The 18,767-nt window shown below is 54.9% G+C and carries 15 protein-coding genes; 13 read left to right on the forward strand and 2 right to left on the reverse strand.

What is annotated here, in order from left to right:
* The first annotated feature begins 396 nt into the window (after window positions 1–396).
* The 9 genes from AC6CHM_RS11455 to AC6CHM_RS11495 all read left to right on the forward strand — a co-directional run bounded on the left by AC6CHM_RS11455 (window position 397) and on the right by AC6CHM_RS11495 (window position 13,650).
* The gene (locus tag AC6CHM_RS11455) at window positions 397–3,732 is read left to right on the forward strand and encodes a transglutaminase family protein (protein ID WP_498173231.1); all 3,336 of its coding nucleotides are present in this window, start codon (window positions 397–399) and stop codon (window positions 3,730–3,732) included.
* 166 nt (window positions 3,733–3,898) lie between these two features.
* Window positions 3,899–6,313 (forward strand): circularly permuted type 2 ATP-grasp protein, encoded by a 2,415-nt coding sequence (locus AC6CHM_RS11460; protein WP_498173312.1) that lies wholly within the window; start codon window positions 3,899–3,901, stop codon window positions 6,311–6,313.
* Window positions 6,314–6,328: 15 nt separating this feature from the next.
* Window positions 6,329–7,207 (forward strand): transglutaminase family protein, encoded by an 879-nt coding sequence (locus AC6CHM_RS11465; protein ID WP_115052019.1) that lies wholly within the window; start codon window positions 6,329–6,331, stop codon window positions 7,205–7,207.
* A gap of 168 nt (window positions 7,208–7,375) precedes the next feature.
* Window positions 7,376–8,494 (forward strand): pyridoxamine--pyruvate transaminase, encoded by a 1,119-nt coding sequence (gene ppaT, locus AC6CHM_RS11470; RefSeq protein WP_498173232.1) that lies wholly within the window; start codon window positions 7,376–7,378, stop codon window positions 8,492–8,494.
* A 12-nt stretch (window positions 8,495–8,506) separates the two neighbouring features.
* The gene (locus AC6CHM_RS11475) at window positions 8,507–10,120 is read left to right on the forward strand and encodes an ABC transporter substrate-binding protein (RefSeq protein ID WP_498173233.1); all 1,614 of its coding nucleotides are present in this window, start codon (window positions 8,507–8,509) and stop codon (window positions 10,118–10,120) included.
* A gap of 191 nt (window positions 10,121–10,311) precedes the next feature.
* Window positions 10,312–11,292 carry an ABC transporter permease gene (locus AC6CHM_RS11480; RefSeq protein ID WP_498173235.1) on the forward strand — a complete coding sequence of 327 codons (981 nt, stop codon included), beginning with the start codon at window positions 10,312–10,314 and terminating at the stop codon, window positions 11,290–11,292.
* On the forward strand, window positions 11,289–12,083 hold the full coding sequence (locus tag AC6CHM_RS11485) for an ABC transporter permease (RefSeq protein ID WP_336440808.1): 795 nt from the start codon (window positions 11,289–11,291) through the stop codon (window positions 12,081–12,083). Before AC6CHM_RS11480 ends, AC6CHM_RS11485 begins: the two co-directional genes overlap by 4 nt.
* Window positions 12,080–12,874, forward strand: coding sequence for an ABC transporter ATP-binding protein (locus tag AC6CHM_RS11490; RefSeq protein ID WP_354346761.1), 795 nt, complete (start codon window positions 12,080–12,082; stop codon window positions 12,872–12,874). The genes AC6CHM_RS11485 and AC6CHM_RS11490 overlap by 4 nt, the downstream gene beginning before the upstream one ends.
* Complete coding sequence (locus tag AC6CHM_RS11495; protein ID WP_307283492.1) at window positions 12,871–13,650, forward strand: ABC transporter ATP-binding protein; 780 nt, start codon at window positions 12,871–12,873, stop codon at window positions 13,648–13,650. The genes AC6CHM_RS11490 and AC6CHM_RS11495 overlap by 4 nt, the downstream gene beginning before the upstream one ends.
* Before the next feature lie 6 nt (window positions 13,651–13,656).
* On the opposite strand, the gene AC6CHM_RS11500 is transcribed toward AC6CHM_RS11495, so the two are convergent.
* Window positions 13,657–14,019, reverse strand: a complete 363-nt coding sequence (locus AC6CHM_RS11500) for a DUF427 domain-containing protein (RefSeq protein ID WP_498173237.1) — start codon at window positions 14,017–14,019, stop codon at window positions 13,657–13,659.
* Between the two features lie 79 nt (window positions 14,020–14,098).
* A complete protein-coding gene (locus AC6CHM_RS11505) occupies window positions 14,099–15,292 on the reverse strand; it encodes an ROK family protein (RefSeq protein ID WP_498173238.1) in 1,194 nt (397 codons plus the stop codon).
* A gap of 116 nt (window positions 15,293–15,408) precedes the next feature.
* Between AC6CHM_RS11505 and AC6CHM_RS11510 the strand changes: the two genes are divergently transcribed.
* The 4 genes from AC6CHM_RS11510 (at window position 15,409) to AC6CHM_RS11525 (ending at window position 18,691) form a co-directional block, all read left to right on the forward strand.
* Window positions 15,409–16,146 carry a glucosamine-6-phosphate deaminase gene (locus AC6CHM_RS11510; protein WP_115052008.1) on the forward strand — a complete coding sequence of 246 codons (738 nt, stop codon included), beginning with the start codon at window positions 15,409–15,411 and terminating at the stop codon, window positions 16,144–16,146.
* A complete protein-coding gene (locus AC6CHM_RS11515; protein WP_307283499.1) occupies window positions 16,143–17,159 on the forward strand; it encodes an N-acetylglucosamine-6-phosphate deacetylase in 1,017 nt (338 codons plus the stop codon). The genes AC6CHM_RS11510 and AC6CHM_RS11515 overlap by 4 nt, the downstream gene beginning before the upstream one ends.
* A 31-nt stretch (window positions 17,160–17,190) precedes the next feature.
* Entirely contained in the window at window positions 17,191–18,387 is a 1,197-nt protein-coding gene (locus AC6CHM_RS11520; RefSeq protein WP_370878813.1) for an extracellular solute-binding protein, read from the forward strand.
* A gap of 217 nt (window positions 18,388–18,604) precedes the next feature.
* Window positions 18,605–18,691, forward strand: coding sequence for a potassium-transporting ATPase subunit F (locus tag AC6CHM_RS11525; protein WP_115052002.1), 87 nt, complete (start codon window positions 18,605–18,607; stop codon window positions 18,689–18,691).
* Window positions 18,692–18,767 lie beyond the last annotated feature (76 nt).

The raw sequence follows: 18,767 nt of genomic DNA on the forward strand, positions 1-18,767 counted from the left end.
CCAGCTCGTCCGGGTCTTTTTCAATTCCAGGGTGATAATCAGCAGCTACCCTTTGTTGGCATTGAGTTTCTGCGTGGTTCGACGGGGCTCACCATGAGGAATGTGGTTTGATTGCACATTGGTCGATAACCTTGCAGGAAGTAACTTCCTGCAAATAATAACCTCCCTCATGGTGAGCCCCGTCGAACCACGCAGCAAGCCTAATGCAAATTATGTTACCCCTCTCTTGGATTTGGTTGTGTCGTCCATTTTGCCAGCCCGTTTAAGGTGCAGATTCAGTACGTGCTAAAATAAATGGCAGAATAAGTTTTTTAAGCGTGAACAAGCCGATGGAGTAGGCTAGGCTTCGCATGTAGCCTTTGGCGACATCGATGTTTTATTGAATTTTGGGGCGACATGGCAATTCACGCAGCAGTCTATCACCTGACTCACTATAAATATGATCGCCCCATCATGCTCGGGCCGCAGATCATCCGCCTTCAACCAGCTCCGCACTCGAGAACCAAAGTGCTGAGCCACTCGTTGAAGGTCAGTCCGTCCAACCATTTCGTCAATTTGCAGCAGGACCCTTACGGTAATTTTCTGGCCCGTTTTGTCTTTCCTGAGCCCGTCACGGAGCTCAAGATCGAAGTCGATCTCATTGCCGATATGACCGTCTATAATCCGTTTGATTTCTTCGTCGAACCTGCCGGGGAAATCTGGCCCTTCGCTTACCCTGAAGATATACGCGACGATCTTTCCTTATATATGAAGCCGGAGCCGATTGGGCCGCTTCTGTCGGATTTTCTGGCAACGATTGATCGCTCAAGCACCAATACAGTCAATTTCGTCGTGGACCTTAATGCACGCATCCAGCGCGAGATTGGTTATGTTATCCGCATGGAAACCGGTGTCCAAGAACCGGAAACCACGTTGAATGTCCGTACAGGTTCGTGCCGTGATACCAGCTGGCTTCTCGTCCAGACCTTGCGTCATCTTGGCTTGGCGGCGCGTTTTGTTTCCGGCTACCTTATCCAGTTAAAGCCCGATCTGGTGGCGCTGGATGGGCCTGCCGGGACAACGACGGATTTTACTGATCTACATGCCTGGTGCGAGGTCTACTTGCCGGGTGCCGGTTGGATTGGCCTTGATCCGACATCGGGGTTGCTGACTGGCGAAAGTCATGTCCCGCTGGCCGCAACACCTCATTATCGCAATGCTGCACCGATTTCAGGCATGGCTGAACCGGCCAATGTCGAATTCGGTTTTGACATGCGGGTAACGCGCGTCTCGGAGCATCCACGCATTACCAAGCCATTTTCCGATGAATCGTGGGACGCGCTCGATGCGCTTGGCAACAAAGTCGATGCGCTGCTCAAGGAACGGGATGTTCGCCTGACCATGGGCGGCGAGCCGACATTCGTTTCAATTGACGATTTTGAATCCGGCGAATGGAACACCGATGCCGTTGGCCCAACCAAGCGGGAAAAAGCTGACAAGCTGATCCGGCGCTTGCGTGATCGTTTCGCGCCGGGCGGATTTCTGCATTACGGGCAGGGAAAATGGTATCCGGGGGAGAGCCTGCCGCGCTGGACGTTCTCACTCTATTGGCGAAAAGACGGCCAGCCCATCTGGGTCAATCCTGATCTTATCGCCGCGGAAAACAGCAAGGCGGATGTCAAACCGGACGATGCCGGCAAACTGCTGGTGGAGATGGCTGGCGAATTGGGCGTTGAAGACGATATGGTTGCCGCCGCCTATGAGGACCCCGCAGAATGGATCGTCAAAGAAGGCAATTTGCCGGAGAATGTTGACCCCTCAAACTCCATGCTGAAAGACCCGGAAGAGCGCAGCCGCATGGCGCGTGTTTTCGAACGGGGACTAACAGAGCCAACAGGATTTGTATTGCCGGTGCAGCGCTGGAACAGCCAGGCCGCGCAAGGTCCGCGCTGGCGCAGTGAAAAATGGACTACGCGGCGCGGCAAGCTCTTTCTGGTTCCGGGCGACTCTCCTGTCGGTTACCGCCTGCCGCTGGGCGCTCTGCCACATGTGCCGCCTTCCGAGTTTCCCTTCATCGTGCCGGTTGACCCTTCCGTAGAGCGGGGTCCTTTGCCGGATTCGCCGGCATTAACCGGCATTGATGTGAGAGACGAGCCGCAAGCGGTTGCTTCGTTCACCGCCGCTGAAGGCAATGCCCAAGAGCGTGTGGAGCAGGAACTGGGAGAGATTGGCGGCGCGGTGCGTACAGCCATTTCGGTTGAACCGCGCGATGGCCGGTTGAGCGTGTTCATGCCGCCGGTTGAGGCGCTTGAGGACTATCTTGAACTTGTCGGGGCGGCGGAAGCTGCTGCCGCCAAACTCGGCTTGCCGGTTCATATCGAAGGTTACGGACCGCCGCAGGACCCGCGCATCAGCGTGATACGCGTTGCTCCCGACCCTGGCGTGATTGAAGTAAATATCCATCCGGCTTCGAACTGGCGCGAATGCGTGGCAACAACCGAGACGATTTATGAGGAAGCTCGCCAGACAAGGCTTGGCGCTGATAAATTCATGATTGACGGGCGGCATACGGGCACTGGCGGCGGCAATCATGTGGTGGTTGGCGGCGAAACACCCAATGACAGCCCGTTTTTGCGCCGTCCGGATCTTCTGAAAAGTCTGGTTTTGCATTGGCAGAGACATCCATCCTTGTCCTATCTGTTTTCAGGCATGTTCGTTGGCCCGACCAGTCAGGCGCCGCGTTTTGATGAGGCGCGGCACGACAGTCTTTACGAACTGGAAATCGCCATGGCGCAGGTGCCTCTGCCAGGGCGTGGAACACCGCCTTTGCCTTGGCTGGTGGACAGGCTGTTCCGCAACCTTTTAGTGGATGTGACAGGCAATACGCATCGTTCGGAAATTTGCATCGACAAGCTTTTCTCGCCAGATGGTCCAACCGGGCGGCTTGGCCTCGTCGAATTTCGCGGTTTCGAAATGCCGCCCAATGCCCGCATGAGTCTCGCACAACAATTGCTGGTTCGGGCATTGATTGCCCGCTTCTGGAACAACCCGATCGAAGGCAGCTTCGTGCGTTGGGGTACGACATTGCATGACCGCTTCATGCTGCCGGCTTTCGTCTGGGCGGACTTTCTCGATGTGCTGGCCGACCTGCGTCAGAACGGATTTGATTTCCGGCCGGAATGGTTTGAGGCGCAATTGGAGTTCCGCTTTCCCTTCTGCGGTGAAATCGTCAATGAAGGCGTCAGACTGGAATTGCGGCAAGCGCTTGAGCCTTGGCATGTGATGGGCGAACAGGGCGCTATTGGTGGCACGGTGCGTTTTGTTGACAGCTCTGTCGAGCGTTTGCAGGTGAGGGTCGAAGGCTATAATGCCGCGCGTTACAGCGTTGCCTGCAATGGCCGCGAAGTGCCGCTGAAAATGACTGAGACCAATGGTGTTGCTGTTGCAGGCGTTCGCTACAAGGCTTGGCAGCCGCGCTCTGGCCTGCATCCGATGATCCCGGTCAACGCCCCGCTGGTATTTGACATTTATGATCAATGGTCGGGACGGGCTATCGCAGGCTGCACCTATCATGTCGCCCATCCGGGCGGACGCAGCTACGACACATTCCCGGTTAACTCCAATGAAGCGGAGGCGCGCAGGCTCGCGCGGTTCGAGCCCCGCGGCCACACGGCTGGAGCCTATGAGCTGCGAAAAGAACAGGCATCGCCGGAATTCCCGATGACGCTGGATTTAAGAAGGCCGCGTGGTTGAGTTGTGCGTGGTTCGACAAGCTCACCATGAGTAAGGTGGTTTGGCTTCATAGGTAGCTGTGAGATCGTAGAACTACTCAATGCAATCCTCAACCTTCCTCATGGTGAGCTTGTCGAACCACGCACAATAAGTATGCAGCGGATATGAAACACCCTATAGATTGATGATGTCGCAAGTGAATAAAACCAAGGCACCCATAATTCCCAGCCTGCTGGCGGGCTACAAGCCCTTGCCGGGAATTGCCGACGAAATGATTGATCCTGCGGGTGCCGTTCGGCCCGGCTGGGAAACGCTGCTGCATGCGCTGGATGAAATCGGCCCGGAAAAATTGGCGACACGTTTTGCGCGCGCCAATCAATATCTGCTGGATGCTGGCGTATTCTACCGCATCTATGACGAGACGGGCACGCAGGAACGCCAATGGCCGCTTGCCCATATTCCCCTGCTTATCAATCAGGAAGATTGGGATACGATTACCGCTGGTTTGACCCAGCGCGCCGATCTGCTTGAAGATATCGTTTCCGACATTTATGGCGAAGGAAAGCTTGTACGCGATGGCGTGCTGCCGCCTGACCTGATTGCATCGAACCCGGAATTTCTGCACCCGGTGGCCGGTATAAAACCGGCAAGCGGACGCTTCCTGCATTTTTGTGCTTTTGAATTGGGTCGCGCTCCAAATGGCCAATGGTGGGTGCTGGGCGACCGGACACAGGCACCGTCGGGCGCAGGATTTGCGCTGGAAAATCGTGTGGCAACCACCCGCGCTCTGTCCGATATTTCCGCCTCAATGAATGTGCATCGGCTGGCGGGCTTCTTCAAGGATTTCCGTGACTCCATGCAGTCGCTGGTCACCGATCCGCAGGCCCGTGCTGCGATCCTGACGCCGGGCCCCAACAATGAAACATATTTCGAGCACGCCTATATCGCCCGCTATCTTGGCTTCATGCTGCTTGAAGGCGACGACCTGACGGTTGCCAAGGGCAAGGTGATGGTGCGTACCGTTTCAGGACTGAAGCCGGTTGATGTGCTTTGGCGCCGAATGGATGGTGCCTATATGGACCCGCTCGAGCTTAAATCAGATTCGTGGATCGGTACGCCGGGCATGGTGGGTGCCCTGCGCAGACGCTCTGTCTCGCTGGTCAATGCGATTGGTTCGGGCATTCTTGAAACCCGCGCCTTGCTGGCTTTCCTACCAGCCATTTCAAAAGCCCTGCATGAGCGGGATCTGGCGCTGCCAAGCATAGCGACGTGGTGGTGCGGGCAGGAAAAAGAGCGCAAGCATGTCATGGACCGGTTTGACCAGATGATGGTGGGCCCGGCTCTTTCAACACGTTTGCCATTTGAAGACGAGCAGGCAACTGTGCTGGGATCAAATCTTGATCCTGAAGCACGCAGCGAACTGTTTGCCCGATTGCAGAATGACGGGCGCGGGCTGGTCGGTCAGGAAGCTGTCAAGCTTTCGACGACCCCCGTCTATGTCGATGGCAAGCTGGAACCCAGACCCTTTGTGCTGCGTGTCTTTGCGGCGCGTCACAAGGATGGCTGGAGCTTTATGCCAGGTGGTTTTGCGCGCGTCGGCTTTACGCTCGATACGGCGGCAATTGCCATGCAGCGCGGCGGGCAGGCGGCGGATGTCTGGATCACCAGCAAGGGGCCGGTTGCAAAGGACACGCTGCTTCCCCGCGAAGATGATGTTTTCCAGCGCAATGTGCCGGGAACCCTTCCTGCGCGTGCTGCTGAAAACCTGCTATGGATGGGCCGTTATATTGAGCGCGCCGAAGGAACCGCACGCATACTGCGCGCCTGTCATGCGCGCTTTGCCGAGGCACCCAATCAGGAATTGCCGCTTCTGACCGAAATGCGCGCCTACCTCAAACCACTTGGCGTTGATTTGGATCAGGCGGTTCCCAAGGGCTTGCAACGATCAATCGACGGCGCGATGCTTTCGGCTGGACGCATTCGCGACCGGTTTTCGCCCGATGGCTGGCTGGCACTGCACGATCTGTCAAAGACCGTGCACCGCTTTTCCGATGTGGTGTCACCCGGCGATGACACCACCCGCGCCATGACGATTATCCTGCGCAAGCTTGCCGGATTTTCCGGTCTCGTCCACGAAAACATGTACCGGTTTACCGGCTGGCGCTTTCTCGAAATTGGCCGCAGGATTGAGCGCGGCATCCAGATGGCAAGCATGCTTGCCCGCCTTGCCCGGCATGATGCCGCGGAAGGCTCGCTGGAAATGCTGTTGGAGATCGGCGATAGCGTGATGACGCATCGCCGGCAGTATAGTGTTTATTCCGGGCGGATCAGCATTCTGGATCTTCTGGCGCTGGACCCGCTCAATCCGCGTTCGATCATCTTTCAGCTTGACGCGCTGAAAACGGAATTCAGCTTGCTGCCAACGCGTGAGATGGGCCGGAATAAACCGGCGGGCATGCAAATGTTCTCCAAGGATGTGTTGCGATTGCACACGCAACTGGCCATTTCAGAACCGCATGAATTGATGCCGGAAACACTTCACAAGGTCGCCTATGATATTGGTGCTTTGGCCGATGCAATTTCCGAGACGTATTTTGCGTGAGCGAGTCCAGAACTGATGCTGTATAATATCCGCCTTCATCTCCACTATGATTATGCGCGGTCAGCGGCTGCAGGGCGGCATCATGTGCGGGTCATGCCGCAGACATTGCCGGGTGTTCAGCGTGTTATTGCATCCAGTCTGTCATTCGATCCCGTATCGGCAGAGCGCTCGGAGTTCATCGATTTCTTCTCCAATTCGGTTACGTCCATCGTTTATCGCAATCCGCACGAGACGCTTGACGTAAACATGACCGCGCGCGTCAATGTCATGCGCCCTCCGGTCATGCTTGATGTTTCACCCGATATTGCAGGGCTGAGGAAAGAAATTCGCAGTGTGTGGTCGATAGCGGCTGACGCGCCGCATCATTTTCTCGCTTCAAGCAAATATGCGGCCATTGATCCGGATATTACTGCCTATGCTGCGTTGAGCCTCACCAGTACCCGAACCGTTACGGAAGCGGTGAGCGATTTGAACCGTCGAATCCACGCGGATTTCAAATATGATGGTGCAGCCACGGATGTGCGCACGAATGCTCGTCAGGCCTTCGATCTCAAGGCTGGTGTATGCCAGGATTTCAGCCATGTGATGATCGCGGGCTTGCGAGGGTTGGGCATTCCGGCTGGCTATGTCAGCGGCTTCCTGCGAACCATACCGGCGCCGGGCAAGGAACGGCTTGAAGGCGCTGACGCCATGCATGCATGGGTACGTGCCTGGTGTGGACGGGAAGCGGGCTGGCTGGAATTTGATCCGACCAACAATATGGCTGCCAGCAATGATCATATTACGATCGGCTGCGGCCGTGACTATGCCGATGTTTCGCCCATTGTCGGTGTTTTGAAGACAAGCGGCTCGCAGGAGGGCAAACAATCGGTGGATGTCATCCCGCTGGAATAGCCAAGCGAGTTATAATGTTTTTGCGAAAACATTATAACTCTGGTTTTCACAACAGATTTGCATCCGTGACAAGATTATTGGAATGGTTTTTCTTGGGTTTCGGTAGGCTGCGGAATATGGTTCATATTCTGAGCCGTCAGCGTTCAAAATGCGGGATGAAATTCCAAAGTGCTATTGCCTCTTTCTGTTCCACCATTGATGCTGACAACGGGACCCGTGCCGGTTTACCCGGAAGTGCTCAAGGCGCTGGGTGCGCCCGTTCTTTATGATTACCATCCAACCTTTCAAGAGTTCTATGCGGCTGTTGTCGAGAAGCTGCGGCTTGCGTTTCGAACCGATATAGCGCCGGTAATCATGCAAGGAGAAGCAATCCTTGGCATTGAGGCCGGCGCTGCTGCTCTGATTGCCAAGGATGACGTGGTTCTTAATCTTGTATCCGGCGTTTATGGCAAGGGATTTGAAGGTTGGGCGGCAAGATATGGCAAGGAAGTGATTGAACTGGCGGTTCCCTTCGATGAGGTTATCGACCCGCAAGCCGTGAGGGATGCTTTTCGCCAAAGGCCCGATATTTCCGTGGTTTCACTGTGCCATCACGATACGCCATCCGGCACGCTCAATCCGCTTTATGAAATCGGCGCGATAGCTGCCGAGCATGGCGCTTATCTTATTGTGGATGCGGTATCGTCCTTTGGCGGCATGGACGCGCACCCGCAGAGTGCTCATGCAGATATTTTCATCACTTCACCATCCAAATGTCTGGGTAGTACGCCCGGTCTTAGCTTGATCAGTGTGAGCAAGCGGGGGTGGGAAAAAATTGAGCGCAATAGCGATGCTCCGCGTGGATCATTTCTCAGTCTTGCCGCGTGGAAAGATGCTTCAATACCCGGCAGGACTTTCCCCGTGACGCCCTCAATTGCCGAAATTTATGCATTGGATGCCGCGCTCGACCGATATGCCAAAGAGGGGCCGGAAAACGTCTGGGCGCGTCACGCCGAAACGGCTGCCATCGCCCGCAAGCGGTTGCTTGAACTGGGCATTGCGCTATGGCCGAAACGAGAGGCATGGTGCGCGCCCACGGCGACGGTTTTCAGTCTGCCGGAGGGCTTTACCGATGTGGAACTGCGCGACCGGCTTTTGAATGAGTACGGTATATTGCTCTCGCTCGGGCGCGGCGACACATCAGGAAAAGTTTTGCGCATTGCACATATGGGTGCATCTGCGCAACCCGACTTTGCTCGCAAGACAATCGAAGCATTAAGCTCCATTCTGTCCCGATCCATTGATTGAAGGATTCCAACAATGTCCCGCATCCTGTTGAATCGTCGTAACTTTCTCCAGATGAGCGCCAGCGCTGGCGCTCTAATGCTGACGCCGCAACTGGCCTTCGCGCAGGATGCGCCTGTCAAGGGTGGTCGGCTTGTGGTTGCAGGCGATAGCGAGCCTGCCAATCTCAATCCGGCCATCGTCGCATCAAATGGTGTTTTCTTCGTCGCCAGCAAGGTAATCGAACCTTTGGCTGAACAATCCTACGAGGGAAAGGACGGGCTTGATCCGCGGCTCGCTACGTCCTGGGAAGGATCTGCAGATGGGCTGTCGGTGACGTTCAAATTGCGGGAAGGGGTGACCTGGCATGATGGCAAGCCTTTCACCTCGGCGGACGTTGCTTTTTCTGCCCTCGAGGTCTGGAAGAAACTGCAAAATCTCGGGCGCGTCGTGTTCAAGAATTTGGCGGCCGTTGATACGCCGGACGAACATACTGCGATCTTCAGGTTCTCGGAGCCCACGCCTTTCCAGCTTATCCGCAATGCGCTACCCGTCGTAACATCAGTTATACCGAAGCATGTTTATGAAGGCACGGATATTGCCAAGAACCCGGCCAATCAGAAGCTGGTCGGAACCGGCCCGTTCAAGTTTGGCGAATACAAGCCGGGTGAGTATTTCCTGCTGAAGCGCAATGACGCCTATTGGGAAAAGAATGAGCCGCTGCTTGACGAGATCGTCTATCAGTTTCTTCCTGACAGGGCGGCAGCCGGAAATGCGCTGGAGGCAGAGGAAATTCAACTGGCGGCATTTTCGGCAGTTCCCCTTGCTGATCTTGGCCGTATCTCAAAATCTTCAGGCCTGAAGGTCTATGCGAACGGCTATGAGGGCCTGACTTATCAGTTGATTGTCGAGATCAATCATCGGCGCAAGGAATTGGCGGATGTGAAAGTGCGCCAAGCCATTGCGCATGCCATTGATCACGATTTTGTCGTGAAGACCATTTTCCTCGGGTTTGCCAAATCATCGACAGGACCCGTTCCTGCCTATGACCAGACCTTTTACGAGCCGGGAACGGCGACCTATGCTTTTGATCCGGCAAAGGCTGAAGCTTTGCTGGACGAGGCTGGCTATAAGCGCGGCAGCGATGGCAACCGCTTTAAATTGAAACTGCTTCCAGCGCCATTCTTCAACGAAACCAAGCAGTTCGGCGATTACCTTCGTCAGGCTCTGGGTAAGATCGGCATTGATGCGGTGGTTGTCAGCAATGATACGCCTGCGCACCTGAAGGCGGTCTATACTGATCATGATTTCGATATCACGGTCGCAACGCCGGTCTATCGTTCTGATCCGGCAATTTCAACGACGATCCTTTTTGAAAGCGGTTTGCCTTCCGGCGTGCCATTCTCCAATCAGTATGGCTATGCCAATACGGAAATCGACAAGCTTATCAAAAGCGCAGCTTCCGAGCTTGATGGCGCGAAGCGGGCTGGCCTGTACAAAGAGCTTCAAAAGAAAGTGGCGGACGACCTGCCGCTGATCAATGTGGCGGAGTTTTCATTCATTACAGTGGCGAGGGACACGGTGCGGAATGTATCGGATAATCCGCGCTGGGCGGTATCGAACTGGTCGAATGTCTGGTTGGCAAAATAACTTCGAGTTTTGATTATATAGTTGCATTACTGTTATGCGTGGTTCGACAAGTTCACCATGAGGAAAGTGGTTTGGCTGCATCATCGCAGTCGGAGTGCGCTCCGATTTGCAATGCTACCACTTCCCTCATGGTGAGCTTGTCAAACCACGCATAAGTTTGGAGCAACCAGATAATTCTTGAAGGATACCCTTTGCCGCCTCTTGCCTCATTTTTCCTGAAACGCTTGCTCACTGCGCTGCCGGTTTTGTTCATCGTGCTGGTGGGCAGTTTTCTGCTGCTTGAGGCAGCTTCAGGCGATGCGGTGGATGCCTATATAGCCCGTTCCGGCGCCATGGATGCCGAGCAAATAACGCAGCTACGCACGGAGTGGGGCCTGGATAAAGGGCCGCTCTATCGTTTTGGGGCCTATATATCAACGCTCGCCCATGGGGACCTTGGGTGGTCAACAGCATTTGAGCGCCCGGTAACATTAGTCATCGTGGAAAGGCTGCCCGTCACATTGCTCTTGATGAGCATCGCGACAGGCCTGGCATTTTTCTTAGGGTCATTGCTGGGGGTGGTGGCGGGTGCCCGGCCTGGATCGTTGCGCGACAGGATATTGTCGACGGGTTCCCTGGCACTTTATGCCGTACCGGGATTCTGGCTGGGGTTGGTTTTGATCGTGGTCTTTGCGGTTGATCTGCGCTGGCTGCCAATTGGCGGAATTGAGAGCATTGCTTCCGGCAAAACCGGCCTTGCACGACTAGGCGACATTGCGGTGCATCTCATTTTGCCCGTTTGCGCGCTGGCGATGGTCTATCTCGCGCTTTACCTCCGCTTGATGCGCGATCGCATGGCGGAGATCTGGCGCGATCCCTTTGTGAAAGGCCTTGAGGCGAGGGGGTTGAGCCGCCGCCGTATCGTCTGGCGTCACGTTGCCCGCAATGCGGTCTTGCCGGCGATAACGATGCTTGGTTGGCAATCGGCTGCTATGCTCGGTGGCAGCGTCGTGGTTGAAAGCGTTTTCAACATTCCCGGTTTTGGCCGGTTGGCAGCGGAAGCTGTGGCGCGCCGCGATACGCCTTTATTGCTCGGAGTCCTGCTGTGTAGCGCCATTACCGTGATTATCGCCAATCTGCTCGTTGATCTCGCCTATGGCAAACTTGATCCGCGCGTGAGGATCGGGCGATGAGTTCGTTCCGGATCGGCGCTGCCCTGCTTTTGCTGCTCGTGCTGATGGCATTGTTCGCGCCGGTGATTGCGCCGGGTGACCCGCTGGCAATCAGCGGGCAAGCTATGCTGCGCCCTTTTGAATCGGAGGCGCATCTGCTTGGCACCGACAGGCTTGGACGGGATGTCTTTGCAGGGCTGGTGCATGGAACGCGCACGACGTTGCTTGTGGCATTCTTTTCTGCCGCAGCCGCCCTCATCATTGGCAGCATTGTTGGAACCATTTCCGGTTTTCTCGGCGGAATTACCGATATTGTGCTGATGCGGATCACCGAAGCGTTTCAAACCGTGCCGGGATTTCTATTGGCGCTTGCCACGATCAGCGTTACCGGGCCAAGCGTGCCCACCCTTGTTCTGGCCATCAGCCTTGGCAACTGGACGCAAGCCGCCCGGGTCACGCGCGCCGAAGTCCTATCATTGCGTGAACGCGATTTCGTAGCGGCTGCGCGGACACTCGGCATGCGCCCGTTCGAGATTGCCTTCAGGGAAATACTCCCCAATGCATTCGGGCCGACAGCATCGCTAGCAGCTATTTCCGTTGCTACTGCGATCCTCATTGAAGCAGCCTTGTCCTTTCTCGGATTCGGCGATCCGAACCGGGTGACCTGGGGCAGCATGATTGCAGAAGGCCGCACAGTTTTACGAGCGGCTCCCTACCTCTCAATCGTGCCCGGTATCGCGCTGGTTGTCACTGTTCTGAGTGTTCATCTGATCGGGCGCGGGCTTTCTCGCACGGAAAGGTTGCAGCCATGACAGATAGTTACCTGAATGTGCGGAATCTGAATGTGAGCTATGGCAGCACAACAGCGCTCAAAGATGTCTCGCTGCAATTGGAAAAGGGTGGGAGGCTGGCATTGATCGGCATGAGCGGGTCGGGCAAGTCGACTTTGGCCATGGCTGTCGCTGGTCTTTTGCCAAAACAAGCACGTATCGATGGTACAATTGACTTTGCAGGTCACCGCCCGAAACTTGGCAGTGAAATTGGTGTCTTGTTTCAGGATGCCAGCGGCAGCCTCGATCCGGTTATGAAGGTTGGAGATCAGATCGCCGAAGTTGTGGCGACGCATCTTGGCATGAGCTGGATAGCCGCGCGGGTGCGTGCCGCCGAATTGCTGGACCGGGTAAAAATTCCAAAGGCATTATCGCGTCTCAACAGCTATCCGCATGAATTCTCGGGCGGTCAGAAACAACGTATCGCTTTGGCAGCGGCGCTTGCGGGAAATCCTTCAATTTTGATCGCGGATGAGCCGACCAGCGCATTGGACACGGTTATCCAGCGGCACATTGTCGATCTGCTGGATGAGTTGGTCAAAGATGGCGGCTTGACGCTATTGTTCGTGACCCATGACATTGCCCTTGCATCGGAGCGGGCTGACGAAATTGCTGTGCTCTATCAGGGAGAACTAGTGGAGACTGGGGCGGCGAGCCAATTGCTGAGGGAGCCGAAGCACCCCTATACCAAGGCATTGATTGACACCTATATTTCGCTGGACCGGCCACGCAGCACCCGCCTTCCGGAATTGAACATGGCGGATTTGCCATGATGGATGGCTCATCATCTCCCCTTATGGAGCTAAGGAATGTCGCCAAGCGTTTTGGCGACCGCAGCCATGACGGATTGAAGAATATCAATATCTCGCTCATGCACGGCGAAACCTTGGCTATTGCTGGCAGCTCGGGTTCGGGCAAAACGACATTGGCCCGGCTGGTGATGCGGTTAACGCGGCCTGACGAGGGAAGCATTCACCTCTTGGGGCAGGACATAACGCATATGGGCGGCGGCGCCTTGCGCCGCATGAGGCCACGATTCCAGATGGTGTTTCAGGATCCTTTGGCGGCATTCAATCCGCGAGCAAATGTGAAGCGCATTTTGGAAGACCCACTGCGCATTCATGGCTTTGCGAGCAAGAGTGAATATGGCGATATTCTCGCCCAGACGCTGGAAAGAGTTGGGCTCGGCACGCAATATCTGCAACGTCTGCCCTTGGAACTTTCCGGCGGCCAGCGCCAACGGGTTGCCATTGCGCGCGCAATCCTCACCAAGCCTCAACTGATCGTGCTGGATGAGCCGGTATCAGCGCTTGATGTGTCGGTGCGTGCTCAAATCCTCAATCTATTATTGGACCTTCAAGCGGAAACCCGCGTTTCTTACCTGTTTATTTCCCATGATCTGGCTGTGGTCCGCGCTTTCGCGAACCGCATGATTGTCATGGAAGAGGGCCGTATTGCCGAAGAGGGCTATACGGAAGAGGTGCTGGCAAATCCACAAGCCAATGCGACACAAGTATTGATAGATGCAGTGCCGCGCTTGGTGATTTAACCCCGATCAGGACAGAACCTGCCGGGCCTTCACGCCTTCAAATGTTACCTTGCGGGGGTCGAATGCGCCGTGTCCTGCAATCTGAGCCACCTCGGCCTTGGGTTCTTCATAAGCCCACATAGCATCATTGGCAGCTTCACCCTGACCGGTTATCCGCCAATAGGAGGCGTCCCCCTTAAAAGGGCAGTGCGTTCGCGTCTGCGTTTTTTCGAAATGGACGAAGTAGATGTCGTCGAAGGGGATATAGAGCACCGGTTCATGCCCGGCTTCACGCAGCTCCAGAGCCCTGTCTGTGGATGCTATAACGACATCAAGAAATCGCACTGTCACTGGGTCGGGAAACGCATGTATGGTGATGGGCAGGCCCATTGGGAAACTCCTTTGCAGAGGATTTCAAAGAACAATAGCTGGTAAGAGATTTTGTTCCGCACCCGGCCATGAACATGCCTTATGCGGCGCGCTTGTTTTGCCTGATGAATGTTTCCAGTCCTGCATTCAACAGCGGCAGACACGCACCATGAATAACATAGTCTTGACTGAACTTGTCGGCGATCAAGGTTGGCAATTCCAGCGAACCGATAAGCCCCTCCGTCTTGAATGCGCTTGTGAATGCCTGCCACACATCCTCATTGGCTACAAACGGGCCCGTTACGATAACACGTGAGGGAAACAGGAGGCGGCATACATTTGTCAGCGAGCGTGCCATGAGTTTTATGGCTTCCGTCACTTCAGGAACATCGACCAGGGGCAGGCCTGCCAATTGCCCGGCCAGCAACTCCTCTTCCTCCGAAAGGTCAGGCCATAATTCTCGCAGGCGCGGTAGAAGAGCCCATAAAGCGGCTCCCGTTTCCAGGCATCCATGATTACCGCAATCGCATTCGCGCTCGCTCAAGGCGTTAAAACGCCAATGGCCAATCTCTCCGAATGGACCGCCATTTTGCAGGAATGGCTGACCAGCGATACTGCAGGAAAGACCAATGCCCCATCCCCAGTGCATCAGCAGCGTATTGCCGCTGCGATAGGCCGATTCCTGCGTCGTTCGAGCGTCAAGTTCTGCATCAAGGTGTCTGCAAACAGTTGCAACGGGTGTCGCCGAAGCAAGCGCGCTGCCAATGTCGAGATTGCGCACTTTTGGCCAGCGGGAGGTTATGAGCCATGTTCGGGCTTTGACATCGACAACGCCGGGCACGGCAACGGAAGTGCCCATATGAATCATCCCAGCCGGACATTGTGCAATCAGCCACTTGACCAGCTGGCGCATTGCATCAGCCATGACGGCATTATCCGCATCGGCGGGGATTTCTACAGCCCTGTGTTCAAGGGTTGTGCCACCGAGATCCAGAAGAAACCCGAGCAAAGTGCGGCTGGAAATGTGGATGACAGAGGCACCCAGACGCTGAAAATTCAGACCTATTTCTACTGGTGGACGACCCCGGCCCATCTTCGTTCCCGGCCGCTCTTTAACCAGACCACGCTCCGTCAGATCGCTCACCACATGAGAGGTGGCTGTCGATGTCATTTTCAACTGGTCGGCGACGCTGGCTCGCGAATGTGGGCCTGGGCCGGAAAGCAGGGCCGAGACGCGCGCGCAATCGCGTTGGTGCGCGTCGTCATATGCGGTTTCGTCAATCGTCAAAAACATGGAGTTTCTGCCCGTTTCTATTTTTGAACTTCAATATTCGAAAATACCTTGCTGTGTCATATAAAGCTGTGCTTACTATGAGAGCAAGCCGATGACACGTCCACAAGGGATAAAATATGATCGATATAAGACAATTAGCCGACAAGGCTGTTTTGGGTGAAGCGGCAGCCAAACTGGGTGCAGAAGCAATCCGCGCAGCAATTGCAGCCAAAGGCAAAGCGTCCATTATCGTGGCCACAGGTGCCAGCCAGTTCGAGGTCTTGCAGAATCTGGTGGCTGCTGAAGGTATCGATTGGTCCAAGGTGACGGCATTTCATCTCGATGAATATGTTGGAATGGACATTGCCCACCCGGCAAGTTTCCGAAAGTTTCTGCAGGAGCGATTCGTCGATCCTCTGGGCGGTGTCGTTGCATTTCATCCAATTAATGCCGAGGTCGATGCACCAGCAGAAGCCGAGCGCATGAGCGCCTTGATTGCCGACCATGACATTGATGTTTGCTTTGCTGGAATCGGCGAGAATTGCCATCTTGCCTTCAATGATCCGCCTGCCGATTTTGAGACGGACCAGCCCTATATTGTTGTGACGCTTGATGAAGCCTGCCGCAAACAGCAAATGGGGGAGGGATGGTTTCCGACCCTTGAGGCTGTGCCTGAAAAAGCCATTTCCATGAGCATCAAACAGATTTTGAAGAGCAAACTCATCATCCTGTCCGTGCCGGACGAACGTAAGGCGCAGGCGGTGAAGGATGCAGTGGAAGGCAAGATTGATCCGGTGCACCCGGCGTCCATTGTGCAGAAGCACCCTCATACCGTGCTCTTCCTTGATCCCGCATCGGCATCGAAACTTTCATGATTACAAAAGGCCTTGTCGATATTCAGGTAAATGGCTTTGCCGGGGTTGATTTCAACGATCCCGGCATTACGCCTGAGACATTGGACCTTGCTCTTGAAGCCATGTTGGCTTCGGGAGTTACGACCTGCCTGCCTACGATAATCACTGCACACCGGGATGAGCTTGAAGTCCGTTTCATGGCATTGGACAGGGCTGTGCGAGAAAGCCGCCTTGGGCCGCTCATGTGTCCCGGCTATCACCTTGAAGGTCCATTTCTCAATCCTGCCGATGGTTTTTCCGGATGCCATCCAGCCAATGCCATGACGGCAGCCGATCCTGCGCTTGTCACTGCATTACAGGAAATAATCGAGCGGCCAATTCTGCTGGTGACTGTCGCGCCTGAAATTCATGGCGGGCTCGAGTTTATAAAAGCGATGCGTGCCAGCAACAGGCTCGTTTCCATTGGTCATTCGTCAGCCGACAATCATATTATCGCGGCGGCGGCAGATGCAGGTGCGGGGCTTTCCACTCATCTGGGTAATGGCTTGCCGCAAATATTGCCCAAGCTCGACAATCCGCTATTCGCACAGCTGGCAGAGGACCGTTTGCTCGCAACCTTCATTGCCGACGGCATTCATATGCCGCCTTATGTGTTGAAAAGCCTGATCCGAGCCAAAGGATTTGAGCGCTCGGCGTTGGTTACTGACGCCGTTGCCGCCGCTGCTGCCCCTGCTGGAACCTATCCATTTGCCGGTATGCAGGTTGATCGGTCGGAAGACGGTGTGGTCAGCCAGAGCGATTCTTCGGGCTTGGCCGGGTCTTCGCTTTGCCTGGACGATGCGGTGCGCAATCTTGTGCGCTGGAACATCGCCACCTTTGAACAGGCCGTGGAAATGGCTTCGACCAGGCTGCTGCAAGCGCTTGCTCCGGTATTGGAGGCGCATGGGGTGAGCTTGGCGTTAAGCGAACTTGAATGGTCTCAATCCATGAATGTGACGCGGGTTCGTATCGGCAACGAAGAACGGTTTTTCTGATAATCGATCCAAAAACAAAAAGGGGAATGGAATGACACACGACTTCTTTCGATTGAATCGCCGCACAGTGCTGGGTGGCATGGCGGCCACTGTTGTCACAGGCATTACCGGAGCACGGGCGGCCGCACCAGCGCTGCCTGCATCGCCGGTTGTCATCACCGTTATGGATGTTGGCGGTGCGCTGGCTTTGAGTCAGCCGGCCTTTGAGGAATATGCAAAGACTTATCCTGAGCGCGCATCGCGTATCATTTTCGCCAAAGCCCCGGTCACTGAACTTGCCGGAAAACTAAAGGCACAACAAAGCGCCAATCGCGTTGATATTGACCTTGTGTTGACCGGAAGTGACGGGCTTGCCGCGGGTCTTGTCAATCAAACCTGGATGAAAATTCTACCCGATTTCTCTTCGACATTTCCAAACCTTGAAGAGAATTACGAACCTGCTGCATTAAATCTTTTGAAGGCGCAGGGCGATGGCTATGGTGTTGTCATCAATTATTATCCGTCCGGACCTTTGCTCGAATATGATCCGGAGCGCGTGAAGAAAGTTCCCACGACCGCCGAGGAACTCCTTGCCTATGCCAAGGAAAATCCAGGCCGCTTCATGTATGCCCGTCCGACAAATTCAGGCCCGGGCCGCACATTCATGATGGGATTGCCCTATCTCCTAGGCGATAAGGATCCTTCCGATCCGGTGGATGGCTGGGAGAAAACCTGGGCTTATCTGGCCGAGATCGGTCAATATATCGATTATTATCCGGCAGGAACCGGCGTGACGATGAAGGAATTCGGCGAGGGTTCGCGCGATATCATCATCAGCACAACCGGCTGGGACATAAATCCGCGTGCTCTTGGCATTGTCCCGGAAACCGCAAAGATCGGCACACTCAAGGGCTTCCATTGGGTTTCTGATGCTTTCTTCATGTGTGTTCCCAAGGGAATAGCTGAGGATAAGGTTGCAGTCGTGCTCGACCTGATGGCGTTTCTGCTAACACCAAAAGCACAGGCTTATTCCTATGATGAGGGATATCTCTATCCCGGACCTGCGGTGAAAAACGTGCCTTTATCCATGGCTCCGCAACGCAGCCAGGATGTTATCAAGGAATTCGGGCGGCCGGAATATGCTGACCTTATTGCCAATAATCCAATCGAACTGCCCTTGAAGCCTGACAAGATGGTCATTGCATTCAGGAAGTGGGATGAACTTGTGGGCGCGAAAAAGTCCAAGTAACGTTGAGGACAACGGGAATGTCATCGCATTCCCGTTGTCATTTTCCTTATGTTTTCCTTATGTGCAGCATCTCTATTCACAATCGATAACTGACGCCGATAAGCGCATGTTGGGTCCAGCTAAACCAAATGGATAACTGACATGCTGGACTTTATCTTCGTTGCGCTCGGTTGCGGTATCTTGCTCCTTCTGGGCCTCTACGCACAGGCATTAAGCCGTGTTTGAGCTTATTCTCGGCCTTGGCGTTGCTGCCGGCCTTTGCGCTTATTTGGTCGTGACCCTTGTTGCGCCCGAGCGCTTCTAGCGGCTTGAAAATCGTTCAGGGTGGCCTGCAAATGGCAGGGTTCTGCGATCCGGTGCTCACCTACAAAGAAGTACGC

The sequence above is a fragment of the Phyllobacterium sp. GQ127 genome, assembly GCF_059758635.1.